The organism is Streptomyces tagetis, assembly GCF_018069565.1.
GTDB classification, from domain to species: Bacteria; Actinomycetota; Actinomycetes; order Streptomycetales; family Streptomycetaceae; genus Streptomyces; species Streptomyces tagetis.
Window position 1 is genome coordinate 617,934 of the sequence record NZ_JAGPNL010000003.1, and the last position, 16,504, is coordinate 634,437.

The 16,504-nt window shown below is 70.6% G+C and carries 13 protein-coding genes and 1 tRNA gene; 6 read left to right on the plus strand and 8 right to left on the minus strand.

From position 1 onward, the window contains the following. Positions 1 to 26 precede the first annotated feature (26 nt). The gene (locus J5Y05_RS15005; RefSeq protein ID WP_210872495.1) at positions 27 to 1,484 is read right to left on the minus strand and encodes an aminopeptidase P family protein; all 1,458 of its coding nucleotides are present in this window, start codon (positions 1,482 to 1,484) and stop codon (positions 27 to 29) included. Positions 1,485 to 1,787: 303 nt separating this feature from the next. After that, complete coding sequence (locus tag J5Y05_RS15010) at positions 1,788 to 3,191, minus strand: PP2C family protein-serine/threonine phosphatase (RefSeq protein WP_210872497.1); 1,404 nt, start codon at positions 3,189 to 3,191, stop codon at positions 1,788 to 1,790. 617 nt (positions 3,192 to 3,808) lie between these two features. On the opposite strand from J5Y05_RS15010, the gene J5Y05_RS15015 reads away from it, so the two are divergent. After that, the gene (locus J5Y05_RS15015; RefSeq protein WP_210872499.1) at positions 3,809 to 4,477 is read left to right on the plus strand and encodes a bifunctional DNA primase/polymerase; all 669 of its coding nucleotides are present in this window, start codon (positions 3,809 to 3,811) and stop codon (positions 4,475 to 4,477) included. Between the two features lie 56 nt (positions 4,478 to 4,533). Further along, positions 4,534 to 5,193 carry a hypothetical protein gene (locus J5Y05_RS15020; protein ID WP_247614642.1) on the plus strand — a complete coding sequence of 220 codons (660 nt, stop codon included), beginning with the start codon at positions 4,534 to 4,536 and terminating at the stop codon, positions 5,191 to 5,193. Positions 5,194 to 5,434: 241 nt separating this feature from the next. On the opposite strand, the gene J5Y05_RS15025 is transcribed toward J5Y05_RS15020, so the two are convergent. From J5Y05_RS15025 to J5Y05_RS15035, 3 genes are all read right to left on the minus strand, one after another. Next, on the minus strand, positions 5,435 to 6,400 hold the full coding sequence (locus J5Y05_RS15025; RefSeq protein WP_210872501.1) for a DUF5926 family protein: 966 nt from the start codon (positions 6,398 to 6,400) through the stop codon (positions 5,435 to 5,437). 351 nt (positions 6,401 to 6,751) lie between these two features. Continuing rightward, positions 6,752 to 7,390 carry an ATP-binding protein gene (locus J5Y05_RS15030; protein ID WP_210872792.1) on the minus strand — a complete coding sequence of 213 codons (639 nt, stop codon included), beginning with the start codon at positions 7,388 to 7,390 and terminating at the stop codon, positions 6,752 to 6,754. A gap of 117 nt (positions 7,391 to 7,507) precedes the next feature. After that, on the minus strand, positions 7,508 to 8,335 hold the full coding sequence (locus J5Y05_RS15035; RefSeq protein WP_210872503.1) for a glycerophosphodiester phosphodiesterase: 828 nt from the start codon (positions 8,333 to 8,335) through the stop codon (positions 7,508 to 7,510). 271 nt (positions 8,336 to 8,606) lie between these two features. On the opposite strand from J5Y05_RS15035, the gene J5Y05_RS15040 reads away from it, so the two are divergent. Next, complete coding sequence (locus J5Y05_RS15040; protein ID WP_210872505.1) at positions 8,607 to 10,136, plus strand: S1C family serine protease; 1,530 nt, start codon at positions 8,607 to 8,609, stop codon at positions 10,134 to 10,136. 159 nt (positions 10,137 to 10,295) lie between these two features. Here the strand turns inward: J5Y05_RS15040 and J5Y05_RS15045 are convergent, their stop codons facing one another. From J5Y05_RS15045 to J5Y05_RS32260, 3 genes are read right to left on the minus strand one after another with little or no spacing between them, the layout of a single operon-like run. Continuing rightward, entirely contained in the window at positions 10,296 to 10,895 is a 600-nt protein-coding gene (locus tag J5Y05_RS15045) for a hypothetical protein (RefSeq protein WP_210872507.1), read from the minus strand. Continuing rightward, the gene (locus J5Y05_RS15050) at positions 10,892 to 12,202 is read right to left on the minus strand and encodes a DUF7224 domain-containing protein (protein ID WP_210872509.1); all 1,311 of its coding nucleotides are present in this window, start codon (positions 12,200 to 12,202) and stop codon (positions 10,892 to 10,894) included. The genes J5Y05_RS15045 and J5Y05_RS15050 overlap by 4 nt, the downstream gene beginning before the upstream one ends. Then, on the minus strand, positions 12,202 to 12,951 hold the full coding sequence (locus J5Y05_RS32260) for an ATP-binding cassette domain-containing protein (protein ID WP_210872511.1): 750 nt from the start codon (positions 12,949 to 12,951) through the stop codon (positions 12,202 to 12,204). Before J5Y05_RS32260 ends, J5Y05_RS15050 begins: the two co-directional genes overlap by 1 nt. Before the next feature lie 277 nt (positions 12,952 to 13,228). On the opposite strand from J5Y05_RS32260, the gene J5Y05_RS15060 reads away from it, so the two are divergent. From J5Y05_RS15060 to J5Y05_RS15070, 3 genes are all read left to right on the plus strand, one after another. Then, positions 13,229 to 13,316 (plus strand) — tRNA-Ser (locus tag J5Y05_RS15060). 240 nt (positions 13,317 to 13,556) lie between these two features. After that, positions 13,557 to 16,079: an AAA family ATPase gene (locus tag J5Y05_RS15065; protein WP_210872513.1), complete on the plus strand. Its 2,523-nt coding sequence runs from the start codon at positions 13,557 to 13,559 to the stop codon at positions 16,077 to 16,079. Then, positions 16,080 to 16,502 carry a hypothetical protein gene (locus J5Y05_RS15070; RefSeq protein WP_210872515.1) on the plus strand — a complete coding sequence of 141 codons (423 nt, stop codon included), beginning with the start codon at positions 16,080 to 16,082 and terminating at the stop codon, positions 16,500 to 16,502. The last annotated feature ends 2 nt before the right edge of the window (positions 16,503 to 16,504 follow it).

A 16,504-nucleotide genomic window follows, 5' to 3' on the forward strand; every position in this document is an offset into this window, starting at 1 on the left:
GTACCCGGCCGTTCACCTGCGTGGTGTCAGCCCTTCAGGGAGGCCATCCACCGCTCGACCTCGTCCGAGCGCCGGGGCAGCGCGGCGCTGAGGTTCCGGTTGCCGTCGTCGGTGACGAGGATGTCGTCCTCGATGCGGACGCCGATGCCGCGGTACTCCTCGGGCACGGTCAGGTCGTCGGCCTGGAAGTACAGGCCGGGCTCGACGGTGAGCACCATGCCGGACTCCAGCGTGCCGTCGACGTAGCTCTCCACGCGGGCGGCGGCGCAGTCGTGGACGTCCATGCCGAGCATGTGGCCGGTGCCGTGCAGCGTCCAGCGGCGCTGGAGGCCCAGCTCCAGCACCCGCTCGACCGGGCCCTCGACGAGGCCCCACTCGACCAGCCTGGCGGCCAGCACGCGCTGCGCGGCGTCGTGGAAGTCGCGGTACTTGGCGCCCGGCTTCACCGCCGCGATACCGGCCTCCTGGGCGTCGTACACGGCGTCGTAGATCTTCTTCTGCAACTCGGTGTACGTGCCGTTGATCGGCAGCGTGCGGGTGACGTCGGCCGTGTAGTACGTGTGCGTCTCCACGCCCGCGTCGAGCAGCAGCAGGTCGCCGGAGCGGACCGGGCCGTCGTTGCGGACCCAGTGCAGGGTGCAGGCGTGCGGGCCGGCGGCGCAGATCGAGCCGTAGCCGACGTCGTTGCCCTCCACGCGCGCGCGCAGGAAGAAGGTGCCCTCGATGTAGCGCTCGCTGGTCGCCTCGGCCTTGTCGAGGACCTTCACGACGTCCTCGAAGCCGCGGACGGTGGAGTCGACGGCCTTCTGCAGCTCGCCGATCTCGAACTTGTCCTTGACCAGGCGGGCTTCGGAGAGGAAGACGCGCAGTTCCTCGTCGCGCTCGGCGGTGACCTTGTCGGTCAGCGCCTCCTCGACCCCGGCGTCGTGGCCGCGCACGACGCGCACCGGGCCGGTGGCCTCGCGCAGCAGGCCGGTCAGCTCGCGGACGTCGGAGGCGGGGATGCCGTACCGCTTCTCGGCCTCGGTGAGGGAGTGGCGGCGGCCGACCCACAGCTCGCCCTGGCCGTCGAGCCAGAACTCGCCGTTCTCCCGGTCGGAGCGCGGCAGCAGGTACAGGGTGGCGGCGTGGCCCTCGCCCTCGGGCTCCAGCACCAGGACGCCGTCCTCGGTCTGGTTGCCGGTGAGGTAGGCGTACTCGACCGAGGCACGGAAGGAGTACTCCGTGTCGTTCGAACGGGTCTTCAGGTTGCCGGAGGGGATCACCAGCCGCTCGCCGGGGAAGCGGGCGGAGAGCGCGGCGCGGCGGGCCGCGGTCTCGGCGGCCTGGGCGATCGGCTCCAGGTCGTGCAGCTCGGTGTCGGCCCAGCCCGACCGCATGTTCTCGGCCAGCTCGTCGGACACGCCCGGATACAGGCCGTTCTTGCGCTGCTTGATCGGCTCTTCCTCGGTGCCTTCCGGGGTCTCCGGGAGCTGCTCCGTCACGGTCTTCCTCCTTGTCGCGGCACTGGACCACTCCCATCGTACGGTCGTGCGGAAGGGGGCACAGGGCTGCAGTACCGCTTACACCGTGCATCACTGTCCGATATCCGGACGGAAAGGGCGTCTCGGAGACGTGGCGAGGGCGCCGGTACGGAGGTTTTCGGCCGATCCGCGCGGGAGTGGCATCCGCGCGGGAGCGGCGCGGCACCGGCGCGGGCCGGGCACGTGTGAGGGGTGCGGGCCGCGCCATGGGGGCGGCGGGCGGGTACGCGCGGGGTGCGGCGCCACGCGCGGGGGTGCGGCCCGCTACTCGAAGCGCACCGCCAGCAGGACGACGTCCTCCTCGCTGTCCGCACCGCCCGCGCCGTCCGGCAGGACCGTGCGCAGCACGTGGTCGGCGACGGCGTCCGGGTCGTGCCGCGCCGAGCGGGGGACGCCCGCCGCCGCGGCGTGCAGCCGGGCGAAGGCGCGGTCGGCCGGGTCGCCGGTGCGGTGCAGCAGGCCGTCGGTGTAGAGCAGGACCGTCTCGCCCGGCTCGGCCTGGAGCTCCACGCTGGGCGCCTCCCAGCAGGCGAGCATGCCGAGCGGCGCGGAGACCGAGGTCTCCACGAACTCGGTGCGGCGTTCGCCGACGAGCAGCGGCGGACTGTGCCCGGCGCCGGCCAGGGTGATCCGGCGCAGCGCCGGCTCGCAGTAGCCGAACAGGGCGGTGGCCGAGCGGGCGGGCTCGGTGAGCCGCAGCAGCAGCTCCAGATCGGACAGGACCGCGACCGGGTCCTCGCCCTCCATCACCGCGTACGCCCGCAGCGAGGCGCGCAGCCGCCCCATCGCGGCGACGGCGCTGGGCCCGGACCCGGTGACGGAGCCGACGGCCAGGCCGAGCGCGGCGTCCGGCAGCGGCAGCGCGTCGTACCAGTCGCCGCCGCCGCGCGGTCCGGTGCGGTGCCGGACGGCGAGCTGGACGCCGGGGACCCGGGGCAGGCGGGAGGGGAGCAGTTCCTCCGCCATCGTCGCCATCGCCGTGCGGGTGCGTTCCAGTTCGAGGAGCCGGGCGAGGTGCTCGGCGGCGCACCGGACGTACAGCCCGGCCAGATGCCGCTGCCGTTCGGCCGGTTCGGCGGGTTCGTCGTAGAGCCAGACGGCGGCGCCCAGCCGTCCGCTGCCCAGGGCGGTCAGCGCGAGCGCGTAACTCGCGGCGTAGCCCAGGCGGGCGGCGACCTCGCGGTGGCGGGGGTCGAGCCCCTTGGCGGCGAACAGGTCGGGCTCGGCGAGGCCGGCCTCGGCGGGCGGGCCCGGCGGCGCCTCCAGGAGCCGGCCGTGGGGCAGGGCGGCGCGCGGCACGGTTTCGAGGAGGCCGAGGTCGGCGCGGGCGAGGCCCAGTCCGACGGTGGTGCGCGGACCGTGTCCGTCGGCCGGTTCCAGGACGACCAGGCCGCGCCGGGCGCCGACCAGGGCGGCTCCGGCGCGCAGCACTTCCTGGAGGGCCTCGGGGAGGGAGCAGGTGCGGTTCAGCCGCTCGGTCAGGTCGTGGAGGGTCGTCAGGTCCGAGATCCAGCCGGCGAGGCGGTCCTGGAGCAGGGCGCCCGGTGTCTCCACCGGGGCGGGCGGCGCGGCCGGCGCGTGTTCCGGGCCGACGGGCGCGACAGTGTGGGCGGGGGAGGGAACCGTCGAATCGATTCCGGCCACTTTCGCGGGGTGTGGGGCGGTCATGGCGTCCGGCTTTCCGACCGGTGTTTACTGCTCAAAAGCATCGCAAACCCCCATGTTGTTCTGCGCCGCAGCAGTGTCTCCACATGTACACGCACTCGTGAGGAGATGTCCAGCATTGTCCTGCGGGGATTCCTGGTGTCCGGGTGGGGTGGGAGACCTTCTCCCCGACCTCTTGCGGAAGAGTGAAGTTGGCTCGAAACTGCCCCAGAGGACCTCTTGTTGCGGTCGACTGGGGGTGCTCCACGGAGCGTCACAACGGTCGTGATGGGTACGTACTTCGGTGAAGGCCAGGGGTGGCTGGGTCCACCCGGAACCTGGCGACGGACCCGGGCGTCCTATCCACCGACGGCCGTGCCCCATCCTCCCGCGGCGGAGGCGAAGAGAACCACGCGGAACGGCAAACGCCAGACTTCGCCACCCCGCGCCACGCCCATGCTCGTGATCGACGCAGTATGGACGCAACCGCCGCGGACGCAGTCAGAGTTCGGCCCAGAGGGGTGCCCCCTGCCCGGAGCAGGGGTGTGATGCGCGAACAAGCTCCGCAAGCGAAGTGATCGACACATGGTGTGATGTGACCACGGTGTTGCCAGGCGTGCAACGGAAAGGAACGAGCGCTCATGCGCGAGATCCTCGGAAAGCGACGCAGGCTCCTGTCCCGGCGCGACGACGACGGGCGGCCTGAGCTGATCGGCGCGGCCCTGACCTACGCGACGCAATGGCAGTGGCCCGTCCTCCCCGGCGCGGCGCCGGACCCGGAGGCGCGGTCGCGCTGCACCTGCCCCGACGCGGAGTGCACGGTGCCCGGCGCGCACCCCTTCGACCCCGGCCTGCTCGCGGCCACCACCGACGGGCGCATGGTGCGCTGGTGGTGGAGCAACCGGCCGACGGCACCGATCGTGCTGGCCACCGGGGGCGGCGCCCCGTGCGCCGTCTCCCTGCCCGCCCTGCCGGCCGCCCGTGCCCTGGCCGCGCTGGACCGCGCCGGGATGCGGCTCGGCCCGGTCGTCGCCTCGCCCTCCCGCTGGGCGGTACTCGTGCGGCCGTACACCATGGAGCAGTTGGGCGAACTCCTCTACGCCAAGGACCACGTCCCCGGCTCGCTCCGCTTCCACGGGGAGGGCGGTTACCTCGCCCTGCCCCCGGGCGAGACCGGCACCGGTGAGGTCCGCTGGGAGCGGGCGCCGCTGCCCGGCTCCGCCGCGCCCTGGGTGCCCGACGTGGAGGCCGTGGTGGACGCGGTGGTCGACGCCCTCACCCGGACGGGTGTGAGCGCGCCCGAGCTGTAGGGAGTGTCGGGCGCGGGCGGCCTGTGGGCGGGCCCGCGCTCGTTATCGTCCGCCCCATGTCGCTTGATGCCGCGGGCAACCGCCGCGCCGCGAGACCCCGCCGGACCGCACCGCTGTCGAGCCGCCGCGCCCCGCGCCGGTACGCCTTCCTCGGTGCCGTACTGGGCGCGGTCGCGCTGTCCTGTGCCACGGCCTGCTCCGGAACCGGGGGAGACCTGACCGACGACGCCCCACCGGCGGTGCGCACCCTCGCGCCGCACACCGGCGTCACCGTGTCCGGGGCCTCCTCCCCGGCCGGGGAGCCCGACGAGGGGGACCGCTCCCCGCTGCCGCCCGACGACGGGGGCCGCTCCCCGCTGCCGCCCGGTGCCGCCACCGCCATGCGCTGCGGTCCCGGACTCAACGCGCCCGGGGGCCTGGAGGCGCGGACCTGTGTGCTGACGCAAGGGGCCGAGACCTGGGCGCGGACCTCCTACCGCAATGCCACCGGACGCCCGCTGGAGTCGGTGCTCCGCCTGACGGGGCCCGGCGGCCAGGCCGTACGGGCGCGGTGTCCGGTGGGTGCCGGGGACGCCCCCGACGTGTGCGAGACCTCGCGGCAGCCCCTGCGGGGCGGTGCGGCGGGGTACGAGGCGGTCGCCGAGTTCACCGAACGGGACGGCGGCGGGACCCTGCTGCGGTCCGGGAGCAACTTCACCACGGCAACGGGTGGTTGAGCAGCGAACGCGGTGCGTGAGGGGCCGGTCGCACAGAAAGACCCGGTTGCTGGCGACGGGGGATGCACCAGCAACCGGGCTACTGGAACGGTAACAAGAGATCGGCGGTTAGCAAATTCGATCTCAGTTTTCCGGTCACCGACTCGCCTGTGACATAGGGGAGTTAGGAGCGGAGCGCTCCGGTCCACATCGGTCGGCCGGTCCGGCCGGGAGGCGGCCGGACCGGTGCCGCGCGGCCGGGTCAGCTCAGCGTGACCTGGCGGTTCGTCAGCCCGCCGCGCGCCCGGCGCTCCTCGGCCGTGAGGGGCGCCTGCGCCGCCAGGGCCTCGGCGAGCCGCTCGGCGAACTCGGCCGCCGGCTTCTCCACGTCCTGCGCGCCGACCCCGCTCGGCAGGTCCCAGACCGGGACGGTGAGCCCGTGGGCCCGGAAGGAACCGACCAGCCGCGTGCCCTCGCCGAGGGAGGACCGGCCCGCCGCGTGCAGCCGGGCGAGCGCGTCCAGAAGCCGCTCCTCCTCGTGCGGCATGACCCAGCGCAGGTGGTTCTTCTCCGGCGTCTCGCACCAGTAGGCGGCGTCCACGCTCTGGAGGCGGACGGTCGGCAGCGCCGCGGCGTTGGCCCGCTCCAGGGAGGCGGCCACCTCCGGCGTCGCGTTCTCCGCGTCCGGGACCCAGAACTCGAAGCCCGTGTGCACCACCGGCTCGAAGGCGCCCTCCGGGTCCAGGAGGTCCTGGAGCCGCGGGCCGTCGGCCGGGACGCGGCGGCCCTGCACCGGCGTGCCCGGCTCGGCGGTCAGCGCCCGCCGGAGGGTGTCGACGAGGTCGCGGCTGATGTCGCCGGAGGCCGTGTCGTTCTGCAGGCCGAGGAGGACGGAGCCGTCCTCGCGGCGCAGCGCCGGCCAGGCCATCGGCAGCACCGTGGCCAGCGTGACCGACGGGACGCCCTCGGGCACTCCGTCCGCCAGGGTCAGCTCGACGGTGGCCGCGGGGACCAGCTCGCGCAGGGCCACCCAGTCGCACTCGCCGGGCAGTCCCTCGAAGGGGCGCTGCACCAGCTCGGTCGTGGCCTGCGCCGCGGCCCGGCCGTGGCACGCCTTGTAGCGGCGGCCACTGCCGCAGGGGCAGGGCTCACGGGCTCCGACGACCGGGATCGCTCCCTCGTCGAGCCGGGGCCGCCCGGCCTTGGTCTGGGATCGCTTCTTGGCCATCGTGGGTGTCTCCCGGTTGCGGCTCTTCTCGTACGGCGCGAGCCTAGCCGTTCGCCCACCGGCCGGCCGGACCCTGTGGACAACCGGGCGGCGGGCCGCCGGGGGAGCGGGTGCCGGGGGCACCGGGGGCCTTGGGAGGCCGGGTTGACCGGGTGCCGGGGCACAGGGGCGCCGGGCAGCCGGGACACCGGGGCGGAACCCCGCCCGGTCCTGAGGGGCAGGTTCCGTACGAGAGGGCGAGGCACCCGCCCGGGACGCCGTCCCCCGTGAGCGACCGTGCGGCCCGCCCCGGTCGGGGCAGGCCCGTACGGCCGGCTCTCCCGGCGCGGCCGGAGTGGCCGGAGTGGCCGGTCAGCCCGCGTCGTCGAAGGCTTCCGCGAAATCCAGGCCGGGCAGGTGCGACACCGCCGGTGCCACGACCCGGCTGACGAAGTCGTCGCGCCGGTGCCCGGCGTCCGGGTCGTACACGTCGGTGTGGACGACGACCCAGACCGTGACCTCCCCGCGCACGTCGTCCCGTACCCCCCAGTCGTCCGCGAGGGCGGTGATGATGTTCAGCCCCCGGCCGCCGTGCGCGGTGACCGACGGGGTCGCCGGGGCGGGGCGGGTCGGACCGCCGCCGTCCGTGACCTCCACGAGGAGCCGACCGGCCGGGTCCACCCGCCACGCGGCGCGCACGGCACCGTCGCCGACCGCCACGCCGTCCAGGGGACGGCCGTGTTTGCACGCATTGCTCAAGAGCTCCGAAAGAACCAGTACGGCGTCGTCGATGACCGATTCCGCCACGCCGCCTCCGCGCAACTGCTCACGCATCCGCTGTCGTGCTTCCCCCACGCCCGCAGGGCCATGGGGTACGGCCATGCTCGACGACGTGGGCACCTCCTGTGCCACCACCAACGCCACCCCCGAGACCTCCTTCGCCCCACGCCACGGTGTGGATGCCCCACCGGCCTGGGCCGGAAACCGGTCGATCCCCCCGTGGTGACGCATTCGACACGGCGGGACACGCACCGAACGCGCCGGTGCACCACCTGTCGTGTACGGCTCACGCAAGGGCGTGGCCGCCCGCGGCTCGGCGCCCGGTCGCTCCGGCACCGCCGGCGAGGCTCAGCGCCCCAGCCGCTCCAGCACCGCGCGCGGCCGGTTGGTGATGATCGCGTCGACGCCCAGTTCGACGCACCGGTCCACGTCCACGGGCTCGTTCACGGTCCACACGTGCACCGGGTGGCCGGTCTGCCGCAGCCGTTCGACGTAGGCCGGGTTGTTCCGCACGATCCGGATCGAGGGGCCCGCGATGCCGACCCCGGGTGGCAGCCTTCCCTCGCGCAGCCGGGGTGTGACGAACTGCATCAGGTACACCGTCGGCAGCGTCGGCGCCGCCGCCCGCACCCGGTGCAGCGAGCGGGCGGAGAAGCTCATCACCCGCACCGGGGACTCCTCGGGCGAGGCCGGGGCGTCGAGCCCGAACCGTCGCAGCAGCTCCAGCAGCCGTTCCTCGACCTGTCCCGCCCAACGGGTGGGGTGCTTGGTCTCGATGGCCAGTTCCACGCGCCGCCCCGCGTCCGCCACGAGTTCGAGCAGCCGCTCCAGGGTCAGGACGGAGGTCTCCTCGCGGTCCTCGGGCCGGTGCACCCAGTCCGGTTCCTCACCGCGCCGCCGCCAGGACTCGCGGCTCCTGCGCGAGCCGAAGTCCAGCGCGGCCAGATCGGACAGCTCCAGGGCGGAGACCGCGCCGCGCCCGTTGGACGTACGGTTGACCCGCCAGTCGTGGACGCAGACGAGGTGGCCGTCGGCGGTCAGGCGCACGTCGCACTCCAGGGCGTCCGCTCCCTCCTCGATCGCCTTCCGGTAGGCGGCGAGGGTGTGCTCGGGCGCCTCCTCCGAGGCTCCGCGGTGGGCGACGACCTGGATCGGTTGCTGTCGTGCGTGGGTCACCGCGTCATGGTGCCACCGTGTGCGGGTAGATGGGCGAACGGATGCGACGGCCTCACGTCCGTTTAGTCTTGGATGACCTATATAAAGAAGAATCGTGGACGCACAGCGACCGCTTACGGTGCTCTGACGGCCCGTGGGAAAAGCTGATGGCATACGACGAAACCCGTATCCCGGCACCCGCGCCGGAGCGTGGAGCAGCCCGCGTGAACGTGGCCGGGCGCGTGAGCCGTGCGACCGGGAGACAGCCGTGGATGGACCGAGGAGAGAAGCTGTGAGCACCGAGAACGAGGGCACCGCGGTACCCCCGGCCCCGTCCGCACCTCCCGTGCGGGTGGATTCTCCCGCAGCCTCCCCGCACCCGGCCGCGCCCGACGACGGCGGCCCGCACACCCCCGCGCCCGCGGCGCCGTACGGCGCCTCCGACCCGGAGCACGCGCCGGGTCCGCACGGCGCTTTTGACCCGCACGGCGCTCCGGAGGCGCCCGCCGCGCCGCCCAGCGCGCCGTCGTACGCGCCCCATCAGGCCGGTGACGCTCCGGGGAGCCAGGCGCCCGACGCCTCCTGGCCGCCCCCGCCCCCGCCGCCGTCCCTCCCCTCCTACGGCGGCGGGGACGGCTCCGGCGGCGGATGGGGCGGTTCCGGCGGCGGATGGGGTTCCTCGTACCAGCCGCCCGCCCCCAAGCCCCGCGGCCGGGGCGGTCTGGTCGCCGCGATCCTCGTCGCCGCGCTGGTCGCGGGCGGCCTGGGCGGCGGCCTCGGCTACACGCTGGCCAGGAACAACGACGAGACGAGTTCGACGACGGTCGCCGCCTCGGACACCGGCGGCTCCGTCAAGCGCGACCCCGGCACGGTCGCGGGTGTGGCCGCCAAGGCGCTGCCGAGCACGGTCACGATCGAGGCCGCGAGCACCAACGGCGAGGGCGGCACCGGCACCGGGTTCGTCTTCGACAAGCAGGGCCACATCGTCACCAACAACCACGTGGTGGCCGACGCGGTCGACGGCGGCAGACTCAGCGCGACCTTCCCCGACGGCAAGAAGTACCAGGCCCGGGTGGTCGGCCACGCCCAGGGCTACGACGTGGCGGTCATCAAGCTCGTCGACGCGCCGTCGGACCTCGTGCCCCTGCCGCTGGGCGACTCCGACAAGGTCGCCGTCGGCGACAGCACCATCGCCATCGGCGCCCCCTTCGGCCTCTCCAACACCGTGACCACCGGCATCATCAGCGCCAAGAACCGCCCCGTGGCCTCCAGCGACGGCAGCGCCGGCAGCAAGTCCTCCTACATGAGCGCCCTGCAGACCGACGCGTCGATCAACCCGGGCAACTCCGGCGGACCGCTGCTCGACGCGCAGGGCAACGTCATCGGGATCAACTCCGCGATCCAGTCCACGAGCAACGGCGGTTTCGGCACCGGCCAGGCGGGCTCCATCGGCCTCGGCTTCGCCATCCCGGTCAACCAGGCGAAGTTCGTCGCCCAACAACTGATCAAGACGGGCAAGCCGGTCTACGCGAAGATCGGCGCCTCCGTCTCCCTGGAGGAGACGACGAGCGGCGCCAAGATCACGGAGCAGGGCGTCAGTGGCTCGGCGCCCGTCGAGGCGGGCGGTCCCGCGGCGGCGGCGGGGCTGAAGCCCGGGGACGTCATCACCAAGCTGGACGACCGGGTGATCGACTCCGGTCCCACGCTGATCGGCGAGATCTGGACCCACAAGCCCGGGGACAAGGTGACGGTCACCTACGAGCGCGGCGGCAAGCAGCACACCACCGACCTCACCCTGGGCTCCAAGACCGGCGACGAGTGACCCGGCCCGCGCCACGGGGCCTGCCCGGCAGGGGGCGCCCGGGGTGCGGCACCGCGGGGCAGGCCCCGTGCGGCGGGGGCGCCCGGAGCGCGGCCCGTGGCCTTGGCCGCCTCCGGCGGGCGGACGTCCCGTTCGCCGGAGAACGGGAGGGAAGCCCTCCTACGAGCGGCGCGGAAAATCCCTCCGGGCGATGCGATGCAGGCCGATGACGAGGAGTGCGGCGGAACCCGTCCAGGACAGCGTGTCGGACGTCTCGGCCGCCGGCCAGGCCCACCAGTGCGCCGACTGGTCACGTCCGTAGCCGAAGACCGAGACGGCCAAGGCCGCCAGCGTCGGAAGCACGGTCGAGGCGTGGTCCCCGAGGACCGTCCTGCCGAGGAGGGCGAGTCCGGTGTAGCAGGCCAGGTTGCGGAGGGCCGCCTCGGCCGTGGAACCGTCGAGTCCGGTGAGCCATCCGGCGATGAACGGGAGTACCGCGGCGGCCGTCAGCGCCACGATCCCGGCGGCGAGCAGCGCGTCGAGGGCGGCGGCACGCCGGACCGCGGTCGACTCGACGGACGTGGGTGACCCGCAGCAGGCGTTCAGGGCGATGGCCGGTGCCAGCGGGGTGAACAGGACCAAGGGGACGCTCACCGAGGTCGCGCCCCCCAACTGCGGCAGGGCGACGCCGCTGTCGCCGACGGCGAGGACGACGGCCCAGAAGCCGGCGGTCACGCCCATGAGCAGGGCGACACGGCGTGTGTGGAGCCACCAGGTCATCGCGGCATGCACCGCGCACGGGCGAGGGCGGACCGGTACCAGTCCTTCTGGGTCTCCACGCCGTCGGCGAGGACGGGCGCGACGGATTCCCCCACAGAGGGGTCGACGCGGTGACGGGCTTCCTCCTCGCTCGCCCCGGCGTGCGCGGAGAGCCAGACACGGAGACCGTCCTCGGCTTCGAGAGCCCGCTGTACGGCGACGGCCTGGTCCGCCGGGCAGTTCCCGGGGTCCGCCCCTTCCGCGGTGTCGACCAGGAGCCGGCTGAGGTCGGAGACGAGCCCGGACCGGATGTCCTGGCCGGTGAAGCCCGGATCTTGCCGGACCGTGACCGTCCACCGCTTCGCGGAGGTCCGCCGGCCGTCTTCGGTGACGACGTCCGGTGCGGTGATCCCGACGCGGCTGAGCCCCGCGACGGCCGTGGTCACGATGCCGGTGGTCTCGGCCAGACGGGCCCGGTGCTCGGGCCACACGCACACACGGGTGCCCTCGGCGTCGGCGCAGACGAGGTCGGACGCGGGACGCGCACGGACCGCGTCGGGGCCGAGCCCGTCCACGAGGGCGACGCTCCCCGTGGTGGTCGCCACGGTGGTGAGCAGAGCCACCGCGCCGCCGGCGTACGCGGCGGGGCCGGGGAGAGCGCCCAGGCGCGGGGCGTGCGGGGAAGCGGCCACGGCGCCGACGGCGAGGGCGGCCAGGCCCGCGGCCAGAAGGGCGGGGCCCACGATGCTCGCCGGGTCGGCGACGGCGGCGTTCATGCAGCAGCCGAACGCCGGCCCGGTGAGATGGCGCAGCCACACGGGTTCGAGTGCGGGCGGGTAGACGTTCCACAGGTAGTCGCCGACCAGGACCACCGGGACGGCGGCCACCGCGGGCAGCCACATGCCGACCGCGTAACCGGCCAGGGTGTGGGCGACCAGGACGACCGCGGCGGAGGCGAGGATGGGGAGATCGGGCCACCCCCCGGGCGACTCCATCTGCATCCGCACTCCGGCGAGCGACACCCCCAGGGCGACGAAGCCCAGTGCCATGACCGGTACGAGGGCGGCGGCGCCGATCCGCCACCCGTTGCGCGTGGGAGTCCTGTTCCCGATTCGGGCGCTGCGGAGCCTTCCGGCTTCCCAGGCGGCGCATGCCGCGGTCACCGGAGCGATGAACATCAGCGTGGAGGCCGCCTTCGCCGTGGCGGACGTCCAGTATCCGTCCAGGTTCCCGGACACCTCCGCCGAGAAGACATAGAGGAGGACGATGCCCAGGAGCGGCGGCGCGGCGAGGACGGCCGAGTGGGCGCGCGGGTGGAAACGGAACATCACCACGCCTCACCCCCGCCGAGCACCGCCGCGTAGGCGCCTTCGGCCCAGCGGCCCGAGGCGGTGTCCGCCGGCGCCCGGGCGTGGAACTCCTTCACCGTGCCGCTGAAACGGATCGTTCCCTCCGACAGGACGACGACGTGGTCGTACACCTCGGAGAGATCCTCGGTCTGATGGGTGGAGACGATCACGTCCGCGCTCTCGGAGAGCTGCTCGACCACCTTGCGGAAGACGCCCCTCTGCGCGGGGTCGAGACCGGCTGTCGGCTCGTCCAGGAGGACCAGCCGGGAGTCGTGGACCAGCGTCTGCGCCACGCCGACGCGTCGGAGCTGCCCGCCCGACAGCGCCGAGGCCCGCTGGTCGGCCTTCTTGGCGAGCCCCACCCGCCCCAGCGCCTCCACGGCCGCTCCCCACGCCTCGCGCCGCGTCATGCCCTTGAGCCATCCGGCATAGGCGACCTGTTCCCGGCACGTCATGCCGGGAACGGGGGCGATGTGCTGGGGCATCCAGCCGACTTGGCGCCGGTAGGCACGTAACTGGCCACGTATCGCCGGGTCGAGGCCGGCGAAGGCGACGGTGCCGGCGCGGGGCTGCAACGCGGAGGCCGCGATGGCCAGGAGCGTGGTCTTGCCGGCCCCGTTCGGCCCCAGGAGCACCGTACGTCCCGAGGGGAAGCCGAAGCTGAGCCCGTCGAGGACGACGGGACCCCGCCGGTACCGGTAGGTGCAGGTGGCGAACGCGACGGACACAGCCTCACAGCCTTCTTGCGGGAGCTGACGTGACGTGCGGTGCCCCGCCCTCCGTCACGTACGGCCCTGGACCGCGACGGCGACGACGACACACGCAGACCGATGATCACCCAGACCGGCGATCACCACCGCGGATCACGAAAACTCGCCGCGAAGGCGCCCGGTTCCGATGGGACCGGTGCCCGCGGACGAAAGAGCGCCCGCGGACCGAGCCCCCGACCGAGCCCGGAGACCGGTAGGCTGTACCCCGCTCCGCCCCAGGGGGGCCGGACGCCGGGGTGGGTTGCCCGAGCGGCCTAAGGGAACGGTCTTGAAAACCGTCGTGGCGCAAGTCACCGTGGGTTCAAATCCCACACCCACCGCCAAGTCAGAGAACGTGCTGATCAGAAGGGGTGCCCCGACCAGGGGCACCCCTTCGTCATGGGGGGCCTGTCTCACCCTGAACCGCCTGTGTGCCGCTTTGGATCATGGTGTGTGGACCAGGGGTGGACCGCCGTGCGCGCTTCAGGTGGAGGGGAAGGGAATCGGGCAAAACCCCATGCACCAGCCGTAGTTACCTGGGTAGCATCACGAATCGCAAGGAGCGTTCTGCACAGGGAGCATCGGTGGACCTTCATCGTCACACGGCTACCAGTTCGGCCCCTGATGGCGATCGCGCCCGATCCTCGGCCGGACCTAGCGAGCTGAGCCTTCTTACATACGCGGACCTTGCCGAGGAATGCAAGATCGCGCTGGCTCGTGCGAACAGCCCCCAGAAGAAGCAGGCTTGGGGGAACCTCCTCACTCTGATCGAAGAGATCAGGGGAACAGGGAGAACCGATGCATGGGATCCTACGAGCGGTCCTTCATGGGACCTCGTTTCACTGAGGATCGAGGGGTTTCAGGGCGCGACTGTTCCTTTTTCCTTTCAGTTTGACCCGACGCCGGGTGTGACTATCCTTCACGGGCCCAATGGATCTGGGAAGTCGAGCATCTCTGATGGGATCCGAACGGCGCTTTCGGGCCGCTCGGACTGGTGGGCGGCAGTTACTCCGGCGAATGCGAGAAGCGGGAAGAGTCCACTGTGGGAGAAAGTAAACTGCGCCCGCGATGCGGAAGAATCAACGGTTGAAGTCGTTCTGATGCGAGGTGATGAGTCGCTTCGACTCACGGCTCGAATCGGCAAGGACGGCCAGGTTAGCAACTTCGATTCTCTCCGTGAGGTTTCGGGTGGAGAGGCTGCGAGTTTCGAAATATCGGAGACCTCATGGCATTACGCCGTGGAATCTCACCCGCCGGTATTTTCGTATGCCGATGTAGAGAGGCGTGTGCAGCAGCACGAAGATCTGCAGAGGTATATTGAGAATCTGCTTGCACTCGGTGGCTGCTTTGATCACCTGGAACGTCGTGTTGAGGAGATCAGCTCCTCCGCAACTGCTAGTCGTAAGCGTCTCGCAGCCGCACTCAAGGGCGCTAAGGAGAGGGTGGCAAGGGTAGATGCCCACTTCTTTGAACTCGAACCACAGCACCATCTTCCAGATGTGTCTTGGAGCGAAGATGTGCGCGACGTGCGGGTCTGGCTGACTGAGAACGGACTCACCGAAGTCGGAGCAACGCTACCTGAGGTTACGGCGGCTGGAATCGAAAGGCTGGCTGCTTCGCTGCGCGACGTCGACCGTGATCTGGAGTTGGTGCTAGGGGACGTTCCTACGGTTCACCATCGGTTGGCGGTTCATCTTACTTCTCTCCATTCGGAGGTCGAGCAGGTTGCCAACAGCGGATATATCTGCCCGGTCTGTGACAGTGAGGTTTCCGATTGGGTGAAGCGTTTGGCTGACAACTTGGCGAATGTTGCCGAGACCGCACCAAGGAGAAATGCGGCAAACGCCTCACTGAAGGCGCTTCGCGGAGCCATTGAAATCATCCCGACGGTTCTCGACATCGTCTCAGGGCTAGAAGAGTTCGATGAATCACTGCTCGATAGTCTCCGATCGGAGTACGCGGCTCTACTGGCGGCATTCGAGGCGTACGGCGAGCAGCCTATCGCCCCTGTAGTAACAGGGTTCCTCAGCATTCGAGCGGAACTTTCAGGGGAAGCCTGGAAGAGTCTTTCGAGTAAGGCGATCGAGCTGAGTGATATTTCTGCTCAGTGGCGACGGGGTCGTAGAGCGACCCTAGAGCTGTACATCGCGGCCTGGGAACAGGAACATGAGGAAGCTGAATCTGCTCCCCTCTGGGAGGCGACGCGCAAGTCTATCGGTGAACTTGAGGACCGCCTTCGCACTGGGCGGACTGTGCGTTTCGAAGGTAAGGCCGGCGTGCAGGTGGAGCGTCTCCTGAAAGATGCTGGAATCGTCCTGGAGTCGGTAAACCTCAAGCGGACGCGGGCTGAAATTTCCGTACAGGGAGCTGATGGGAACAAGCTGGAACTTGCCATGCTGAGCGCAGGGCAGAGGAATGCTTTCTTGCTTGCTCCGCTGTTTGCGACGACTGGTTCTGGACCCTTTAATTTCCTGATCCTAGACGATCCCGTCCATTCGTTCGATGAAATTAGGGTCGACAGGCTGGCCGCCGTGGTTTCCGATCTGGCGAAGGTTAGGCGCGTCATCGTTCTAACTCACGATGAGCGTTTGAAAGAGCATCTTCTAGCGCGGAGCCAGGTGTGCGATGCATGGGTCGTAAGCCGTGACGGGATCCGGGGAGAGATCTCTGTTGAGAAGACCGACGAGCTTTGGCGAGTCCTTATTAAGGATGCCGAATCGGTATGGCAGTTCTCGCCCAAGGTGTCTTCTACCGGATACCTCAGTGAGGTGCAGATAATTCGAGGGCTGCTGCGGCAGGCATTGGATGACGCGCTGAGGCAGTGTGTCGTCCGGTATTCACTTTACTCAGGGGAGAATGTGGCTAAGTCGCTGGGGCTCCTGGATGAAGCAATGACAACCGTCAAGCGACTCGATGTGGCTAAGCAGATCATCTCTTTGGATCCGGCTCTTCCTCACCCTGTCGACAAGGCCCGGCAGGCATGCGGGCATCACGTTGCCAAGTGGAACAGCGCTGCACATGGGGGAGAGGAAGTGAAGGCTGATCTGAAGTTGGAGATCAGGGCAGGTCTTGATGCTTGCTCGACCCTGGGGGAGTGGGATTTCTGAATGGATGTGGCCGACCTCTCGTTGCGCAGAATCAAGGTTCTGGAATTGAGGTTGCGAATCGAGAGGGTTTCCTTTGACGCCTATAAGCTAGTGTCCAAACCGGATCGGCCTCCGACTGCCTCAAGCGAGGCGGATGCTCAACTGGCCTTTGTGCTTGGCCTTGTGGGGCAGGATAGATATGGAGAGGTTCTTGGTGTAATTAGGCTATCTCGCCATATCTACAAGAAGTCATCGGACATTCTGCATGGTCGCTCAGGTCTTTTGAATGCTTCTTCCGTTGTGCTTGAAGAGTGGGAATTGGTTGTATCCCGGTTGGAGGGTTTTCTCGACCAGTACCTTGAGGGGCCCGAGGTGGATGGGGAATCGGCCATCGCCATTCCTGTTCCGGCTGGAGAGGCGAGCGGTCAGATCGCGTCGAGGTGACG